The 18,688-nt window shown below is 45.3% G+C and carries 14 protein-coding genes; 9 read left to right on the forward strand and 5 right to left on the reverse strand.

Features of this window, described 5'->3' with window-relative positions:
* Positions 1 to 69: 69 nt before the first annotated feature.
* Both DMI82_RS05565 and DMI82_RS05570 read left to right on the forward strand, forming a co-directional pair.
* Entirely contained in the window at positions 70 to 1,131 is a 1,062-nt protein-coding gene (locus DMI82_RS05565) for a metallophosphoesterase family protein (protein ID WP_110102761.1), read from the forward strand.
* A gap of 27 nt (positions 1,132 to 1,158) precedes the next feature.
* Positions 1,159 to 2,706, forward strand: coding sequence for an ATP-binding protein (locus DMI82_RS05570; RefSeq protein ID WP_110102762.1), 1,548 nt, complete (start codon positions 1,159 to 1,161; stop codon positions 2,704 to 2,706).
* Positions 2,707 to 2,869: 163 nt separating this feature from the next.
* Here DMI82_RS05570 and DMI82_RS05575 read toward each other — a convergent pair whose 3' ends face one another.
* The 4 genes from DMI82_RS05575 to murC all read right to left on the reverse strand — a co-directional run bounded on the left by DMI82_RS05575 (position 2,870) and on the right by murC (position 7,872).
* Entirely contained in the window at positions 2,870 to 4,054 is a 1,185-nt protein-coding gene (locus DMI82_RS05575; RefSeq protein WP_015525646.1) for a ribose-phosphate pyrophosphokinase, read from the reverse strand.
* A 1-nt stretch (position 4,055) separates the two neighbouring features.
* A complete protein-coding gene (locus DMI82_RS05580) occupies positions 4,056 to 5,042 on the reverse strand; it encodes an ATP-binding protein (protein WP_015525647.1) in 987 nt (328 codons plus the stop codon).
* 22 nt (positions 5,043 to 5,064) lie between these two features.
* Positions 5,065 to 6,162, reverse strand: coding sequence for a DnaD domain protein (locus tag DMI82_RS05585; RefSeq protein WP_110102763.1), 1,098 nt, complete (start codon positions 6,160 to 6,162; stop codon positions 5,065 to 5,067).
* 330 nt (positions 6,163 to 6,492) lie between these two features.
* Positions 6,493 to 7,872 carry a UDP-N-acetylmuramate--L-alanine ligase gene (gene murC / locus DMI82_RS05590; RefSeq protein WP_110102764.1) on the reverse strand — a complete coding sequence of 460 codons (1,380 nt, stop codon included), beginning with the start codon at positions 7,870 to 7,872 and terminating at the stop codon, positions 6,493 to 6,495.
* Between the two features lie 313 nt (positions 7,873 to 8,185).
* Here murC and DMI82_RS05595 point away from each other — a divergent pair, with 313 nt between their 5' ends.
* From DMI82_RS05595 to DMI82_RS05610, 4 genes are all read left to right on the forward strand, one after another.
* The gene (locus DMI82_RS05595; RefSeq protein WP_110102765.1) at positions 8,186 to 9,463 is read left to right on the forward strand and encodes a glucose-1-phosphate adenylyltransferase; all 1,278 of its coding nucleotides are present in this window, start codon (positions 8,186 to 8,188) and stop codon (positions 9,461 to 9,463) included.
* Positions 9,460 to 10,581 (forward strand): glucose-1-phosphate adenylyltransferase subunit GlgD, encoded by a 1,122-nt coding sequence (glgD, locus tag DMI82_RS05600; RefSeq protein ID WP_021652857.1) that lies wholly within the window; start codon positions 9,460 to 9,462, stop codon positions 10,579 to 10,581. Before DMI82_RS05595 ends, glgD begins: the two co-directional genes overlap by 4 nt.
* A gap of 57 nt (positions 10,582 to 10,638) precedes the next feature.
* Complete coding sequence (gene spoVG / locus DMI82_RS05605) at positions 10,639 to 10,935, forward strand: septation regulator SpoVG (RefSeq protein ID WP_015525652.1); 297 nt, start codon at positions 10,639 to 10,641, stop codon at positions 10,933 to 10,935.
* Positions 10,936 to 11,199: 264 nt separating this feature from the next.
* Complete coding sequence (locus DMI82_RS05610; RefSeq protein WP_021652858.1) at positions 11,200 to 12,588, forward strand: PcsB-like coiled-coil domain-containing protein; 1,389 nt, start codon at positions 11,200 to 11,202, stop codon at positions 12,586 to 12,588.
* 155 nt (positions 12,589 to 12,743) lie between these two features.
* On the opposite strand, the gene pduB is transcribed toward DMI82_RS05610, so the two are convergent.
* Positions 12,744 to 13,466 (reverse strand): microcompartment protein PduB, encoded by a 723-nt coding sequence (pduB, locus tag DMI82_RS05615; protein WP_015525654.1) that lies wholly within the window; start codon positions 13,464 to 13,466, stop codon positions 12,744 to 12,746.
* A gap of 278 nt (positions 13,467 to 13,744) precedes the next feature.
* Between pduB and DMI82_RS05620 the strand changes: the two genes are divergently transcribed.
* The 3 genes from DMI82_RS05620 to DMI82_RS05630 all read left to right on the forward strand — a co-directional run bounded on the left by DMI82_RS05620 (position 13,745) and on the right by DMI82_RS05630 (position 18,637).
* The gene (locus DMI82_RS05620; protein WP_015525656.1) at positions 13,745 to 14,296 is read left to right on the forward strand and encodes a biotin transporter BioY; all 552 of its coding nucleotides are present in this window, start codon (positions 13,745 to 13,747) and stop codon (positions 14,294 to 14,296) included.
* The gene (locus DMI82_RS05625) at positions 14,286 to 14,726 is read left to right on the forward strand and encodes a DUF1284 domain-containing protein (RefSeq protein WP_092072233.1); all 441 of its coding nucleotides are present in this window, start codon (positions 14,286 to 14,288) and stop codon (positions 14,724 to 14,726) included. Before DMI82_RS05620 ends, DMI82_RS05625 begins: the two co-directional genes overlap by 11 nt.
* Before the next feature lie 404 nt (positions 14,727 to 15,130).
* Complete coding sequence (locus tag DMI82_RS05630) at positions 15,131 to 18,637, forward strand: Ig-like domain-containing protein (RefSeq protein ID WP_110102766.1); 3,507 nt, start codon at positions 15,131 to 15,133, stop codon at positions 18,635 to 18,637.
* Positions 18,638 to 18,688: the final 51 nt, after the last annotated feature.

The following is an 18,688-nucleotide window of genomic DNA, read 5'->3' on the forward strand; positions in this document are numbered from 1 at the left end:
TCAGAGAACAGCAGGGAGAAATTGGCAACAGGTATTGATATGTGTGACTGACACACAAGGGAGAACATTATGAGATTTATTCATCTTGCAGACGTGCATCTGGGCGCAGTTCCCGACAGGGGCTGCCCGTGGAGCAAAGAGCGGGAGGAAGAAATCTGGAGCACTTTCCGCCGGGTTATTGCGGGCATCCGCGAAGATCCGGTGGATTTGCTATTTATATCCGGAGATCTGTTCCACCGCCAGCCTCTTATGAGAGAGCTTAAGGAAGTAAATTATCTGTTTTCCACCATCCCGGATACCAGAGTGTATCTGATGGCAGGAAATCATGATTTTATAAGCAGAGATTCTTTTTATAATACGTTTGAGTGGAATTCCAATGTTATATTTTTCAGGAGCAGGGAACTGACCTGCGTTAAAGATCCCAGGCTTGATGTCTATGTATATGGACTGAGTTACTATGACCGGGAAATAAAAGACGGACTTTATGATCAGGCTGTCCCTGTCCAGAAAGAAGGAATCCATATTCTGCTGGCTCATGGCGGCGATGAGAAGCATATTCCTCTCAGTGCAGCAGCTCTGGCGGCGTCAGGCTTCGATTATGTAGCGTTAGGGCATATCCACAAGCCGCAGATCCTGATCCGTGACCAGGCGGCCTTTTCCGGGGCTCTGGAGCCCATTGACAGGAATGATACAGGGGAACATGGATATATGGAGGGACGACTGATCAACGGAAGGATCCGTACAGAGTTCGTTCCCTTTGCCTGTCGTTCCTATCAGCAGCTGGTAATGACACTTCACGAGGAAACTACACAGATATCTCTGGAAGAAGCGGTAAAATCCCAGATTTTCCGCAGAGGAGGAAGGAATATCTACAGGATCGTTCTTCAGGGAATGCGTTCGCCGGATCTTCTTCTGATCCCTGAGAAACTGAAAAGTCTCGGAAATGTTACCGATGTTGTGGATGAATCCTGGCCGGCGTATGATCTTGGTGAGCTCTACAAACGCTACAGCGGTACTCTGATCGGTGATTATATCGGCTATTTTCTGGCCAAAGAGGGTATGGATACCGTGGAAAAAAAGGCGCTGTATTATGGGCTTCAGGCATTGCTTGAGACAGGCAGCCGGCGATAAAGGGGCAGCACAGGAGGATAGCATAAGATGGTTATCAGACGTTTAAAAATAAAAAATTTCGGGAAGATCCGGGACAAGGATATGGAGCTTTCACCTGGGATCAACGTACTTTACGGTGAAAATGAGAGTGGAAAAACTACCACACATACATTTATCCGCTCCATGTTTTACGGCGTTCGCAGACTGCGGGGAAAGGCTGCTCTGAACGATACATATACAAAATATGAACCATGGGAAAATCCGGCAGAATATGGTGGGATCATGTGGTTCACAAGCAAGGGGAAGAAGTATCGTCTTACCAGGAATTTTTATAAAGAAAAGAAGTTGGGAGAGCTTCTCTGTGAAGATGATGGCAGTCTTGTGGATGCGGAACAGGGAGCTCTTGGGACTATTCTGGGAAATGTAAGTGAGGCAGTTTATGATAATACGGTGTCTGTGGCACAGCTGAAAAGCGTTACAGGAAAAGATCTCGTACGTGAACTGCAGAATTACATGGCCAGCTATCAGGGAACCGGTGACAGTTCCATTGACATGGGACGAGCCATGCAGATGCTGAAAATGTCCAGAAAAGGATATCTGACAGAAGCGGCCCGGCGAAAAAAGGAGCTGGAAAAGGAAAAAGAAAAGATTTCCGCAAACATGGAATATATCCGCAGAGAGATCCGTGAACTGGATGAGAAGCGTGATCGGATCATGCAGCAGCAGGACGGGATGAACATAGGGACCAGAGAACGGAGTACAGAGGATCTTCTTGAGCTTCGGATCGATCGTGTAAAAAGAAGACGGGAGCTGACAGATGCAGTTCTGGCAGTTGTGCTGCTTGGTGGGATTGTCGGTACCGGCTGCCTGGCAGCTTTTTCCGGGCAGGTCATTTTCAGTGTTCTGGCAGGCGTGGCAACTGCGGCGATTTCTGTAGCGGCATTGTTTTTTCGCATACGGCTCAGCAGGGAGCTGAATAAGAGAGAACGTCAGAGAGAGCGCTGGCATTCCAGACATGAGGAGCTGACCTGGAACCGGAACAGTCTGGACAGTGACTACGAAGAGAAGCATACAGCGCTGGAGAACCTGCAGGCAGAGTTGACGGAATGTGAAGAAAACACAGAAGTGATCACTCCGGAGGAAACGGAGATCCAGGCGCTGAATATGGCTATGGAGACGATTGAGGCACTTTCCGGAAACATTACGGATCAGGTAGGGGTCCGTCTGAAAAAACGTACATCTGAGATATTAAGTGAGATCACCGGTGGCAGATACCAGGAGGTTCTGATGGATGAGGCACTGCATATGTCTGTGAACACAGGGGAGCGTATCGTATCCATTGAGAGACTGAGTCGCGGGACACTGGAGCAGATTTATTTTGCCCTTCGTATGGCAGCAGGAGAGCTTTTCTGCAAAGAGGAACCGTTCCCTGTGATCCTGGATGATGTATTTGGCATGTATGATGAAGAACGTCTTGCAGCGGCTCTCAGGTGGCTGCATAAAGAAAACAGACAGGTGATCATAAGTACCTGCCATAAAAGAGAAATGGAGATCCTGGATAAAGAGAGGATTCCCTATCAGAAGCTTCCTATGTGAGCTTTTGCAGGAAGATTTCAGCATAAAGATCAAAAGCAAAGCAGACAGCAGATGCGGATCATGGATATCCGTCTGTTACAGAAATATAAAGCGGCTGCGCTTTCTGAGAAACTGTTATATCGTTCTCAGAAGGTGCAGCCGCTTTGCGTGCGTTATGATTTATTTATTTCTCATGCTGGCTCATGTAATTTGTTACGCAGCGTTTGATTCTGTCTACCGGATTCAGAAGGTGGCTGACAGAGGTATCATGGTTCAGCGTATCAATGATCAGAGCAATATATTTGCTCATATCGCAGCTGATGTAGTATGGCTTCTCAAGAAGCTCCGGTGACTGATAAACCAGGTTAGTAGTAAGAAGCTTGTCGAAGTAGCCCTTCTTGTAAGCATCGTCAAATTTATCAAGACCATCGGTAAAGAATCCGAAGGTAGAGCAGATGTAAACTCTGCCTGCTCCTTTCTCTTTCAGGAGAGACGCGATCTTAATGATCGTATCACCGGAGGAGATCATATCATCGATCAGGATCATATCCTTGCCCTCGATCTTTGGTCCGAGGAATTCATATGCTGCAATCGGATGACGGCCGTTTACATATCTTGAGTAATCCAGACGTTTATAGTACATACCCATATCAACACCGAGGACATTGGCGAGATAGATCGCACGGTTCATGCTTCCTTCGTCCGGGCTGATCGTCATGAAATGATCCTTGTCGATATGAAGTCCCTTTTCATTATTAAGAAGAGCCTTGATGAACTGGTAGGATGGCTGTACAGTCTCAAAACCATGAAGAGGAGTCGCATTCTGTACACGGGAATCATGTGCATCAAAGGTGATGATATTCTCAACACCCATATCGATCAGCTCATGAAGTGCATTGGCACAGTCAAGAGACTCTCTTCCGACACGTTTGTCCTGGCGACTCTCATAGAGATATGGCATGATCACGTTGACTCTGCGGGCTTTTCCGCCTACAGCGGCGATAACACGCTTCATATCCTGGAAATGATCATCCGGGGACATAAGATTCGTGTAAGGTCCGATCGGATAGGATAAGCTGTAATTTGTCACATCTACCATTACGTAGATATCATCACCGCGGACAGATTCGTTGATGGTGCATTTACCCTCACCGGAGCCGAAACGTGGAGTCTTGGCGTCAATAATGTAAGAATCGCGCTTGTATCCCTCGAATGCAAAGGAGTCCATTCCAGGATACTGTCTTTCGGCACGCCATTTGACCAGCCAGTCATTCACCTTCGCGCCTAATGAGCTGCAGCTCTGAAGGGGAATCAGTCCAAGTCTTCCTACCGGGAGTGTGGAAAAATCTTTTGTATTTACCTGTGCCATTTTAATTTCCTCCTAAAAATATTTTCTGTATACGGATGTCCTTCCCGATCAACGATATCATCTGATAGTTGCTGGCAATTCGGGAAAATGTTCTCTCGGAATAGGTATCCGAGAAATTTTTGAGCGTCAGATTCGTGGAAATGATCGTGGATTTCCTGCGCATGATCCGCTCATTGAGACAGAGAAAAAGCTGTGAAGATACGAAACTGTTGGTAAGCTCCGTTCCCAGGTCATCAATGATCAGAAGATCACAGTCATAGATCAGTTCCTCGTCTGTGCCGGTATCTTTTCGGGAAAAAGAATTCGCAGCCATCATATCAAAAAGATCGTAGGCGGAAAAGTACAGGACACAGTGGGTGGATCTGAGAAGCTCTCGGGCGATGCAGTGTGAAAGAAAGGTTTTTCCCACACCGGTATCACCATATAAAAACAAGTTTTCAAATTTATGGTCGAAGTTCTGCACAAAGCGCTGTGCAGTGTCATAGGCCCGTCTGGCTGTTTCCAGGGCAGACAGTCCCGTGGCTTCGTTTTTTATTGTAGCAGAATAATAGTCAAATGAAAAGCTGTCAAAATTCTCTTTTTCGAGAATTTCATTCAGATTGGACTGTGCATAAAGCAGCTCGATCTCAGCTTTTTTAAAACAGGTGCATTTCCGGCTGCCGATATAGCCGGTATCCTGGCAGTCAGGGCAGGTGTAAGGCATCTCCAGATAGTCTCCGGGAAAGCCGTTTGCAACAAGAAGGGTGATCCGTTCATCGGAAAGCTCCTGAATGGCTGCCTTCAGATCTGAAGTTCCCTTTTCTTCGCCGTTTAAAAGACGTCGTACTTTGTCGGCACTTAAAGTTGCCACCTCGTCATCGATCTCTTTCAGACGGGGAATCTTTCCGTAGGCTTCGGCTGTGTGTTCTTCCAGAATGCGGTGATTCTGTGCCTGCCGACGGCTGTATTCTCTCATTATAGTATCATATTGAAAATTCTGTAAAGGCATAAAGCGCTCCTTCCAGTTTCTGTTACTGATTATTTAAAAGACGTTTCTCATATTCCGCAAAATCATAATCACGCTGGTGGAAATTATTGAAGCGGTTGCTATTCTGAGGCTGGGTCTGGGGCTGCTTCTTCCTGGAAACAGATTTCTCAAGCTGGCGTTTTTTGTGTGCGGCATCCAGAAGCCGGATATCCTCCAGCGTATGTACGTTTTTCTTTTTCCAGCCGGAGAGGATCTTATCCGCATACTGGAAACTGGGCTGTCCGGTGGAAAGGACAGTACGGCTGCAGGCTTCCTGGATCAGCTCCAGATCAAAACCGTAGGTCTTGCGCCAGGTATCAATGTAAGTGATCTCGTTATCAACAGGGTTGCGGCCGCTGATCCCCATAGCCTTCAGGATCGTGTAATAATCCTTGGAAAAACGGGAGCTGGCATCCCGTGCCATCTCGACGGTGGTGATGCCGTCTTTTGCCCAGGCGAGTGCAACAGTTTCAATATAACGCATACTCTTGTGGCCTCTGGAAACACAGTATTCCACCAGATATTCGATGAGATCCGCAGACATATGGAGCTCATCATAGAAAAAAAGGATCTTCTGCATTTCTGTAGGCGTCAGTGTTTTGGTCAGATACTGCTCTGTGATATAGAGAAGCTGACTGATCTCTTCGTTTTGCTTAAGTTCTCTGATCCGGTCAGGAGTGAGACTGAGAATGTAATCAGCGGAGCTCGGGACTCCCGGATCCGTGTTTCCGGAAGCGGAAGCAGAATTGCCGGAACCGGTGAAAGTATCCATGGAAGCGCTACTCTCTCTATGACCGGTATCAGCAAAAGGTTCCAGCAAAGTGATCCCGGAAAGCTTCTGATCTGCAGTATAGGCTAATGCGATCAGTTTCTCACCTTCCCAGTATTTCAGTGCACGGGAAATATCTCTTTCCGTGCAGAAAAGGCTGTCTGCCATATGCTCCAGGCTGAAAGAAGAAGGAGTGGCAGATACCATCCGGAGAAGGTAGATATATACCTTTACGAACTCCCCGTTGGCACGAGGCATGAAATTGTCAATAAAGCGATTGGAAAGAATCGTTACCCCCAGTTCAGAGGAATTCTGAAGTGAAATCAGGCTCATGATCAGCAGCTCCCTTTCTAAAATACAGCAGATATTTCAGGCGATATCCCAAAGTCCGCCATGCTAAAAAGGATTATAGCACAACCGCTTTTACTTGAGAATAGTCTATTTTCACAGAAGTTGTGCACCAATTTCCATGTGGAAAATGTGGATAGTGTGGAAAACTTTGAGGATAACATTATCAGCAACTAACAAAAACCTTAATTTTGTAAGAAAAATGCGGTATTTGTTGGATTTGGCTGTTGAATTATGTCAAGTAGGTTATACACAAAAAAATCCACATGCCAGGCACGTCTGAAATGTGCATAAGCATGTGGATAATGTGGATAATTATTTTCCGAGAAGGTGTTCTCCAATATTTACAACGTCTCCGGCGCCCATAGTTATCAACAAATCACCATGTGCACAACTTTTTAAGAGGAAGCTCTCGATCTCATCAAAAGTCGGGAAATATTCGCAGGGGGTTCCAAGTTCCTGGATCTGTTTCTGGAGATCCTGGGAAGAAATACCAAGATTGTCTGTTTCACGTGCGGCATAAATATCAGCCAGTACAACATGATCGGCCAGAGTCAGCGCTTTTGCAAATTCCGGAAGAAGAGCTTTGGTACGTGTGTAGGTATGAGGCTGGAATACACACCATACCTTCTGATGCGGATAATTCTTTGCAGCATGAAGGGTTGCCTCGATCTCGGTTGGATGATGCGCGTAATCATCAATGATGGTGATACCGCCGATCTCACCTTTATGCTGGAAACGACGGTCTGTACCGGTAAAGCTTCCGAGACCTTTGACGATCACATCATCCGGAAGGTACAGAAGGCGTCCTACGGCAATGGCGGCCAGTGCATTGGATACGTTGTGGATACCCGGTACACGCAGATAATAGCTACCGATCTTTTTGCCCCGGAAGAGAACGGAGAAGGAAGGATGTCCGTATTTATCCCAGGTAATGTCTGCTGCGGTGTAATCGGCATCGTGCTCCAGACCATAGGTAAGAACATTGCATGGAAGCTCCCGGGTGATCGTCTCATACTCCGGTGTGTCGGCGTTGATGATCAGAGTACCGTCAGCAGGGAGAAGCTCTGCAAATTTCCGGAAGGAATGGCGGATGTCATCGATGTCCTTGAAGAAATCCAGATGATCGGCATCCATATTCAGGATCACACTGATCTTAGGGAAGAAGCTTAAAAAGCTGTTGGTGTATTCGCATGCCTCTGTGATAAAGGTCTCAGAATTTCCAACGCGGATGTTTCCGTGGATAGCAGGAAGGATTCCGCCAACACTGATGGTAGGATCACAGTCACCCTCAAGAAGGATATGGGAAACCATGGAAGTAGTAGTGGTTTTTCCGTGGGTTCCGGAAATTGCGATCGGTGTATCGTAGTTCCGCATGATCTGTCCCAGAAGCTCTGCGCGGGTGAGCATTGGAAGCCCTTTTTCTTTCGCACAGGCAAATTCCGGGTTGTCCGGGTGGATCGCTGCTGTATAGACAACCACATCTACATCATCCTTGATGTTGGAAGCGCGCTGTCCGTAATAGATCACAGCGCCACGTTCTTCCAGTGTGCGGGTCAGCGGGCTGGATTTGGCATCGGAACCGGAAATCCGGAAATTTTCTTCCAGAAGGATCTCGGCAAGGCCGCTCATGCTGATGCCTCCGATCCCGATGAAATGAATATGGAGCGGTTTATGAAAGTCTATCTGATACATAATAATCTCCTTATATATATGTTATTTTCGTAGCTCTTTTGTCTGTTTTATTATAACGCCAACAGAAACAATTGAAAAGTGGTTCTTTTGGCTAAAAAAGCGGTTTTTTCCGGAATATAAAAGTAACCAGAAAATAACATCGAAAAATGTTGAAAATTACCAGAGGAATGAAAAAAATGATGAGTCTTACCAATTTATAATATACAATAGCGATAAAAAAAGTAAAATACAGCTAAAATAATTGTAAAAAATGTTCACTAATACAGTAAAGTATGCTATAATGGAATAATCATAACATACAAGAGGTGATCGCATGATTAAGAAAGAGATGATTGCCATGCTCTTGGCCGGTGGGCAAGGCAGCAGGTTAGGAGTTTTGACAGAAAAGGTTGCAAAGCCGGCAGTCGCTTTTGGTGGTAAATATCGTATCATCGATTTTCCACTGAGCAATTGTATTAACTCGGGAATTGACACGGTGGGTGTGCTGACACAGTACCAGCCTCTCCGCCTGAATACACATATCGGTATCGGTATTCCGTGGGATCTTGACCGCAATGAAGGCGGTGTCACAGTCCTTCCTCCGTATGAGAAGAGCACAAGCAGTGAATGGTACACAGGAACTGCCAATGCGATCTATCAGAATCTGGCTTATATGGAGCAGTATAACCCGGATTATGTACTGATCCTTTCCGGTGACCATATCTATAAGATGGATTACGAAGTGATGCTGGATTTCCACAAGGCGAACAAGGCAGATATTACGATCGCGTGTATGCCGGTTCCCATTGAGGAAGCCAGCCGTTTTGGTATTATGGTTACTGATGAGAGCAGCCGTATTACTGAGTTTGAGGAGAAGCCGGAGCATCCAAGCAGCAATCTTGCATCCATGGGTATCTATATTTTCTCATGGCCGGTTCTGAAGGAAGCACTGATCGCCCTGAAGGATCAGAATGGCTGTGACTTCGGTAAACATATCCTTCCGTACTGTAAAGAGAAGGGGCAGCGCCTTTTTGCTTATGAGTACAACGGCTACTGGAAAGATGTAGGAACTCTTGGTTCTTACTGGGAAGCAAATATGGAGCTGATCGATATCATTCCGGAGTTTAATCTTTATGAGGAATTCTGGAGGATCTACACCAAGGGAGATGTGATCCCGCCACAGTATATTTCCGCAGATGCAGTTGTGGACAAGTGTATCATCGGTGAGGGAACAGAAATCTATGGTGAAGTACATAATTCAGTGATCGGTCCGAATGTTATCATCGGCAAGGGCAGTGTGATCCGTGATTCTATTATCATGAAGAATACAGCAGTTGGTGAGAACGTTGTTATGGATAAAGCCATCGTGGCAGAAGATGTTGTCATCGGAAATAATGTTGTGATCGGATGCGGCGAGGAGGTACCAAATGTTCTGAAACCGGCTGTATATTCCTTTGGACTTGTGGCTATCGGCGAAAACAGCGTGATTCCGGACGGTGTCAAAATCGGTAAGAATACCGCTATCGCCGGTGTTACAACAAAAGAAGACTACCCTGACGGAGAACTGGCAGCCGGCCAGGTAATTGCAGCAAAGGACGGTGGGAAAGAATGAGAGCGATAGGTATTATTTTGGCAGGCGGTAATAATAACCGCATGAGAGAATTATCAAACAAAAGAGCAATCGCGGCAATGCCTATTGCAGGAAGTTACCGCGCGATCGACTTTGCCCTCAGCAACATGGCAAATTCACATATCCAGAAGGTTGCTGTGCTGACACAGTATAATGCCCGTTCCCTTAATGAGCATTTAAGTTCATCCAAATGGTGGGATTTCGGAAGAAAACAGGGAGGACTTTATGTCTTTACTCCAACCATTACCAGAGATAACAGCTTATGGTATCAGGGTACTGCAGATGCGATCTATCAGAACCTGAGCTTTTTAAAGAACAGTCATGAACCCTATGCGGTGATCGCTTCCGGCGATGGAATCTACAAGCTGGATTACAATAAAGTCCTGGAGTATCATATCGCAAAGCGGGCAGATGTTACCGTTGTATGTACTACATGCAAGGATCAGAGCCAGGTTGAGAGATTTGGTGTTCTTCGCATGAATGAGGACTGTCGGATCGAGGAATTTGAGGAGAAACCGATCGTTTCCTCCTATAATACGGTATCTACTGGTATCTATGTCATCCGAAGAAGGCAGCTGATCGAACTGATCGAGCGTGCTGCCCAGGAAGGAAGGCATGATTTTGTAAATGATATTCTTATCCGTTACAAAAATCTGAAGAGGATTTACGGATATAAGATCGATAACTACTGGAATAATATCTCTACTGCAGAGGCTTATTATCAGACAAATATGGATTTCCTGAAACCGGAGATCCGGAACTATTTCTTCAAACAGGAGCCGGCGATCAAAACCAAGATCGCAGATGTACCTCCTGCTAAGTACAATCCGGGTGCAACTGTGAAGAACAGTCTGGTGTCCAGCGGATGTATCATCAACGGAACCGTGGAGAATTCTGTTCTGTTCCGTGATGTATTTGTAGGAAATAACTGTGTGATCAAAAACTCTGTGATCCTTAATGACGTATATCTTGGAGATAATACGCATATTGAGAATTGCATTGTTGAGAGCCGGGATACCATCCGGGCGAATTCATATTACTGCGGCGAAGAAGGAGAAGTGAAGATCGTCGTAGAGAAAAACGAACGCTACGTATTATAAATGCGGAAGATCAGTTTTCCGCAGATACGGTTAGCGAAATGAAAGGGGCAAGTAGCAATGAATATTACAGATGTACGTGTGAGGAAGGTAGCAAAAGAAGGGAAAATGAAGGCCGTTGTGTCTGTCACAATAGATGATGAGTTTGTGGTACATGACATCAAGGTGATCGAAGGCGAGAAGGGACTGTTCATCGCAATGCCAAGCCGTAAGGCAAGCGACGGTGAATATCGTGACATCGCACATCCGATCAATTCAGCAACAAGAGAGCAGATCCAGACGATCATCCTGGACAAGTATCAGGAAGTAATGGCTGAGGAAGCTGAGAATGAGGTTCTTATGGAGGCTGCGGAGTAAGAGAAGCAGCTTCAGGGGGGATTACATCAGAGAAGTATTCTCGTAGCTGATGATCTTTGGATTGAAACAGCATAGAATAAAAACTGCCGTTTTACAGATAAATCTGTGAGAGGGCAGTTTTTTTATGCTCCGGAAAACAAAAAACGCTTTTCAGTTCATAAAAATTTAAATTATTACGTATTTGTTACAGAAATAAAATAAAATTATTGCTTTTTATGAAAAATGTGTTATACTAGAATCCATGAAAGGACGAAAGGTGTTTATATGAAGAATAGAAAAGTTTTCACATTACTGCTTACAGGTATGCTGACCCTTTCCATGGGAAGCACCGTATATGCATCAGGTACAGACGCTGCGATCGCAGAGGCACAGGCGGAGAAACAGGCCGCTGAGGAGGGTCTTGCGCAGGTACAGAGCAGCATCGGCACACTGGAGAGCAAGAAGCAGGAGCTGGAGAGCTATCTGGCTGATTTAAACGCACAGTATGAGGATCTTACCAACAGCATTTCTGAGCTTAGTATCCAGGCTGCTGAGAAGGAAGATGAATTAAATAAAGTAAAAAAAGAACTGAAAAAAGCAAAGAAAGCTTCTGCAGATCAGTATGAATCCATGAAGCTTCGAATCGCATATATGTATGAAAATGCCGGAACTTCCGCACTAGAGACACTGCTTTCTTCCGAAAGCCTTGCAGAATTCCTCAATCGCGCGGAGAATGCGATACAGATTTCTACATACGACAGAGACATGCTGGATAAATATGTGAGTCTTCAGAAGAATATCCAGGAGAATGAGAAAAAGGTTGAGACGGAGTCCGCAGAGATCGATGATCTGATGACGGAGCGTGCAGCCAAACAACAGGAAGTGCAGTCCATGGCTTCCAGCACAAGCGATGATATTAACTCTTATGTAAACCAGATCAGCGCCAGCCAGGAAGAGGCTCAGCAGCTGATGGCAGATATCAGTAATGCAGACAGCAGTATTACCGCTCTGGTACAGCAGGCAGAGGCGGAGAAGGCTGCAGAAGAGAAAGCTAAGGCTGAAGCGGCAGCAGAGGCTGAGAGACAGGCAGCAGAAGCGGCAGCCCAGGAAGAAGCCGATCAGGATAACGAGGACAGTGAAGAGGCTGATTCTGACGATGATTATGGCTATGATCCGGAGGAGGATACAACCGAGTCTTCCAGTAGCTCTACAAGTACAGACATTGTTGTAGAGGAGGAAGAGGAAGCGGATGATGTACAGTCCGGAAGTTCCGAAGATGTTTCCGAGGACAGCTCCCAGGAGGAGGTTTCTGAGGAGGTTTCCAATGATGAGACAGCTTCCGAGGAGACGGAAGATGCCTCTGCGGATACGTCCGATTCCGGTTCTTCCAGTCAGGGAACATATCTTGGAAACTTTACACTGACCGCATACTGCAACTGTGCACAGTGCTGCGGTACAGCCGGCAATCTTACAGCCAGCGGAACAGTTCCGACAGCAGGACGTACCGTTGCTATGGCAGGTGTTCCGTTTGGGACCAAGCTTCTGATCAACGGCACTGTTTATACGGTAGAGGATCTGGGAACTCCTTACGGACATGTGGATATCTATTGTGGAAGCCATTCTGAGGCATTAAGCTTCGGACTTCAGTCTGCAGATGTATATCAGGTGGGCTGATCCGGGAAAATCCAGAGGAGAATATTTAAGAGAAATACAGCGCTGCAGGATCGTATGCTGATCCTTGCAGCGCTGTTTTTGTATGCATGACGCAGATATGTGTTTCGTGAAGTGTAGTGTGTGGAAATTCACAAATTTCCTGCAATCCGGAAATTTTACAGATACGGCGTACCCGGGATCTCCGGATAGGTTCCCATACCGATGAGAAGCTCAAGGCCTGTCTGACGGCCTTCCAGTACAGCAGCTTTTACAGCACTGGCATCACCGGAGATGGCGATGATCACTTCATTGGAATGACTGGTACCGATATTCGGAGTCATATATTGTGTAATGGATACTGCTGCGGATTTCACGGCATTATCTGCCATCACAAGACCGATAGCAGCCGGAGAACCTGCCATGAAACCAAATGCTTCACCCAGAGGTGTGCCGAAGGCTTTATGGATAGCAGGACCTGCACTTGCGGAAAAAGCAAACTCCAGGTGGCCGGATTCGCTGATGTAGACCTCACCTGCATATTTGTTAGTCAGTTCCAGAGCCAGAGAAATGGCGTGACGCACGTCGGATACATCATTTCCGCCAAGGACGATATAGTTTCCATGACCGCCCCAGCCCTTGGTGTCTCTTGGAAGTTCAATGGAAAGGACTTCTGTATTTGTGGCTTTTACTGCATCGTCAATAGCTGTGATCTGGCCGGCAGCGCCTGTTCGGGAACTGAAAAGCCCCAGACAGTGGTATTGGGTACCTACGTTCATCTTTTTAAGCAGAGAATCATCAACTCCGGAGATCACGAGTCCGATTGTGTCAAGGACTGCGGTCCCTACAAATTCAGTCCGTGTGCAGTTGGTGCTGATGTTATGAATATCGTGTATATCCATGTGGAAAAATCCCCCTTTTTGCTGAAAACTCATTGGTTTCAGTATAGCATCAGAGATGGGAATTTGAAAGTGAAAATTGACAATATCATTTGTAAATGGCAGGTTTACATAGTAGTAAACGGCATTGTAAAATGTAAACTTAAAAAATAAAATTAAGTTGACATTCAAATCCTGCTGTGTTAAATTGTTAACAGCGAAAGAGCGGATATCATTTATAAAGGACAGGAATGATCTTCCGACAGGAAAAGCAGAAAAGGAAAGAAAGGATACAGATTATTATGACAACAGTGGCAGCAGGCAGAAGCAAGACGTATGATCTTGTTTACATTGCAGTTTTTGCAGTAGTGATGGCAGTTTGCTCATGGATTTCCATTCCGGCACAGGTACCGTTTACTCTGCAGACATTTGGAGTATTTATGGCAGTTGGTGTGCTTGGAGGAAAAAGAGGAACTCTGGCAGTTCTGGTTTACGTTCTTCTTGGAGCAGTAGGAGTTCCGGTTTTTGCAGGATTTTCCGGAGGCATTGGAGCTCTTCTCGGAAATGCAGGTGGATATATCATTGGATTTATCTTTTCCGCACTTGTTATGTGGGCAATTGAGCACGTTTTTGGCAGAAAGCCGGTTGTTCAGATCATTTCCATGATCGTTGGACTGATCGTATGCTATGCCTTTGGAACCGCATGGTTTATGTTTGCCTACACAAGAAGCACAGGTCCGGTAGGCCTTATGGCAGTTCTTGGTTGGTGTGTGTTCCCGTTTATCATTCCGGATCTTATCAAGATTGCACTGGCTTATGTTTTATCAGGAAAGGTACGTAAATATGCAAGATAAAAGCAGTGCTACGGCATATGCTTCTGATGAGGGCACAGAGGAAATAGTCATTCCTCTGCGCCCTCATCATGGTATGTGCCTGGCGTATTTTAAGGGGGAAGGCTACAGTAACGGTTTTACTGCACATATGGCCGAGATGCTGAAGATTTTTCTGGAGGGAAAGAAAATAAGGCTTCATGTGGATACGGATGAGATCTGCTCTGCCTGTCCGAATAATCTGGGCGGACATTGCGAAGCCGGAGATAAAGTGGCAGAGTATGACAATGCCGTGCTGGAAAAATGTGGACTGAAGGCCGGACAGACATTGCACTTCAGCGAATTTACAAAAAAAGTCCAGGAAAAAATCCTTGCGACGGATAAACGTAAGGAAATCTGTGGAAACTGCCAGTGGAACAGCATCTGCGAAGAACAGAAGAGCCGCTGGGCATAAAAGAAAGCAAAAATATAGAAATATAAAAAAGTATATGATCTGAGAATGCCGGAGGAAATGGCAATGGCTGTTGCATTTCCTGAAATGATGTCTTGGAATATATACTTTTTTTGTTTGAAATATTAGATAATAATATAAATATTTTGAAAACAATTTTTAGTTGAGAAAAAAACAACAATAACCGCGAGGCTTTTTTGCCAGATATGTATAGACAAATAATTTAAGCATTGATAAAATGACGATATGTTAGTTTAGACAAACTAAAGCGTGCTTGACAGAGCACTTCTGCAGAAACTGACATATGTTGAATATTCTGCAGAAGAAATTTCAATTAACCAGAGCAGCTGTAAGGTCATGATCTGGTATAAAGTCGTGTAATATAAAAGACAAAGAGGAGGACAGGTATGCATAAGTGGAAGCTTTTTAAGAAGTCAGCTGCACTCGTTCTGAGCTCAGCGGTGATCGCGTCAGGAGTGCCGGTAACGGCAATGGCGTCTGAGGCGGAAGTTTTTAGTGACGTGTCAGAAGAAACACAAGGAGATACAGCACAGGAAGAAGGAGAGAGCGAGGATCGGGAGTCTGTTTCCCAGGACCAGCCGGAAGTTGGTGAAGCTGATATCCAGTCGGAAGAGCCGGAAGAAAGTGATGCAGAAGCTATTCAGGAAGAAGCAGCAGAAATTTCAGCAGAAGAGATTCAACAGGAAGAGGAGTCGCAGATCCAGGATGATACAGAAGAGGTATTCGGTGATGGAGAAGCATTTATGGCAGAAGCAGGCGAGGTTCTTCAGGATGCTTCTGAGATCACTGTTGCAGGAGTGAAATATCTCTGGTCCATGCAGCCGGCAGAGGGATATACACAGATAGGAACAACAGGCGTTTATGTAAAAGTGGCAGATGGACAGACCGCTCTGAACGGAAAACTGTACGGAACGACAACTTTAAGTTATTCGGAATTTTATGCCGGGGATACCACTCAGGAGAGCTATGACGCTATCACTTCGGCAACAACGAGTAAAAATCAGATTTTTGTTAATGAGGACAGCACAGAGGGGACCTCTTCCGGATATCAGATCCAAGGTGTGAAGAATGTAAGTGTTGCAGTGGACGCGGAAACCTATGTAGATGCACAGGCGCTGAAAGCTGCTTCCAAGCTTCCGAGAGAGGGTGTCTATACAGAGGCAGCAGATATTACATTGAATGAAGCGCCGTCACAGGAAACAGGACAGTATAAAACACTGAATACAGACGGAACATACAGTGCAACAAAATTCGATGTAAAAGCAACAGTCACAGATGCATCTGCCCAGATCCAGGCACCATCGATCTGGGGCGATTACATGCTGGTGGTAAAAGAAGCCAGCACAAAATATCTCCGCAATTCCAGGCAGGGTGATTTTGCCGTAGGTGGAAATACACTGGGAGTAATCCTTGAAACTGCCAGTGGTAAGAAGGTAGGACTTCGTCATACCTATGAAATCTGGGTACAGCCTTACGAACTTGCGTTTTCAGCAGGATCCGGGCTTATCGGGGAAAAAATATCAAAGGTGACTTATATTACTCCGGACGGTTCCTATGTATATGAGTTCGGAGACAAAGCTCCTCTTGTGAAAAAACAGCCTGAAGCAGGAATGAAAGTACAGGCGGCTTTTGTAAAAGAAAATACAACCCAGGTTAAAGTTGATGACCTTGACAAATATGAAAACCCTAAGGTTTCCGTATACTATACAACAGGAAGTGGTCATGGTAAAAAAACAACATATGTTGTAGATCATGCAGTGGCAGAGAACGGGGTGGTAACCTTTGACAGCAGTGTAGCCAGGGCCGGGGATGAGATCTATACGGTTATGATCTCAAGCGACAATTATGTGGATATGACAAAAAATATCACACTGACAGGCCAGCCGATCACGGTTTCCAATGTTTCCTATTACTGGGTAAAGGGAGCGTTGGATGGATATACACAGATTCCGGGAACAGATATTTATTATAAGGTGGCAAATGGACATCAGGCACTGACAGGAACACTTTACGGTACGGCATCTCTGTCATACGAGGAATTTTATGCGGGAGATGCAACGAGCCGCAAGTATGATTCCGTTACATCTGCCACAACCAGAAAAAGTACTGTTTTCGGAAATGCAGATGTTCAGAATCTGACAGAAAATGGCTATGAGATCGCAGGAGTAAAAAAGGTTAATGTAGCTACAGATGCAAAAACGTATGTAGAGGCGCAGATCCTTTCAGAAGCGGGAGAACTTCCGGAAAGCGGAGTATATACAGAAGCAGCAGGGATCACCCTGGGACGTACTCCGACGGTAGAGCCTGGGCAGTATAAAACACTGAATACAGATGGAACATACAGTGCTACAAAATTTAATGTAAAAGCAACTGTGACAGATGCGGAGGCAACACTCAAAACATCTTCTCGCTGGGGAGATTATGAGATTGATGTAAAAGAAACCAGCACAAAATATCTCCGCAATACAAAGAGTGATTCCGATTTTGCAGTTAACTCCGGGATTCAGGGAATGATCCTGGAAACAACAGACGGCGGAAAATATGGCATGCGTCATATGAACGAGATGTGGCTGAAGGTGTATAAGGTTGCCTTTGCAAAAGATACAGGTCTTGAGGGAAAAACCGTAAACAAGATCACGTACATTATGGCAGACGGCGCGTATGTATATGAATTTGCAGATGGTATTTATGTTAAACCGCAGGCAACAGAAGAGATGGCTGTTTCTCCGGAATTTACGGACAGCACCCATGTTAAGCTTGCAAATCTTGATAAATACAAAAATCCGAAGGTATCTGTTTTCTATACAACAGGTGTCGGACATGCTTCAGAGACAACATATCTTGTACAGGATGCAGTAACTACAGATGGAGTGGTTGCTCTGGATTCCACTGTAGCGAGACCGGAAAATGAAACCTATACAGTAAGAGTTTCCAGTGATGGTCATGCAGATGTTTCTGTTCAGCTGGTGTATGGAACGATTGCTTTTAAAGAAAATTCAGGAGTTCTTTATATCGGAAGCTCCAGACAGCTTGAAGCAACAGGCGAGAATTGCAAGGATGTAACATACGCTTCCGATAATGAAACGGTTGCATCTGTGGACGAGAACGGAAAAGTAACTGCGAAAGCAGCAGGAACAGCCGTGATCACAGCAACATCTGCAGCAGGAAAAACTGCACAGTACAAGCTTACTGTAAAAACGCCATCTGTAAAACTGAATGCATCAGCGAAGACGCTTTATGTAAAAGGATCTCCAGCTACAGTGACGCTGAAAGCAACGACCGCAGGTGTTACCGGAAAAGTAACCTATACAAGCAGTAAACCATCTGTTGCAGCTGTAGCCGCAAATGGAAAGGTAACTGCAAAGGCGGCAGGTACAGCTGTGATCACAGCGAAATGCGGAAATTATAAAGCAACCTGCAAGATCACAGTCAAGAAGCCGGCTGTAAAAGCTTCGGCTTCAGCGAAAACTGTATTTGTGGGTGGAACAAGCCAGATCAAAGTGGAAAAAACAGGCGTTAGCGGAAAAGTTACTTATACAAGCAGTAATAAATCCGTTGCAGTGGTAAGCGCAGGCGGAAAAGTAACAGCAAAAAAAGCAGGAACAGCTACAATTACAGTAAAATGCGGAAGCTACAAAGCAACCTGCAGGATCACAGTAAAAAAAGGTAGCCTGAAGATCACATCCAAAACAGCTGTAAGTGTAAAAGCAAAGAAAACAACAGCCATCAAGGCAGTTGCTACTTCAAAGGCAAAGATCACCTACAGAAGCAGCAATACAAAAGTTGCTACTGTAAGCAGCAAAGGTGTTGTTAAAGGTGTGAAAAAAGGAAAAGCTGTTATCTATGTAAGCAGCAACGGAATCACAAAAAAGGTAACAGTTACAGTGAAATAAGCATATATTTCACCTGAATATATTTGATATGTTATAAAGAACCTTTCCCAA

This window comes from Blautia sp. BCRC 81119 (genome assembly GCF_003184505.1).
GTDB lineage: Bacteria > Bacillota > Clostridia > Lachnospirales > Lachnospiraceae > Blautia_A > Blautia_A fusiformis.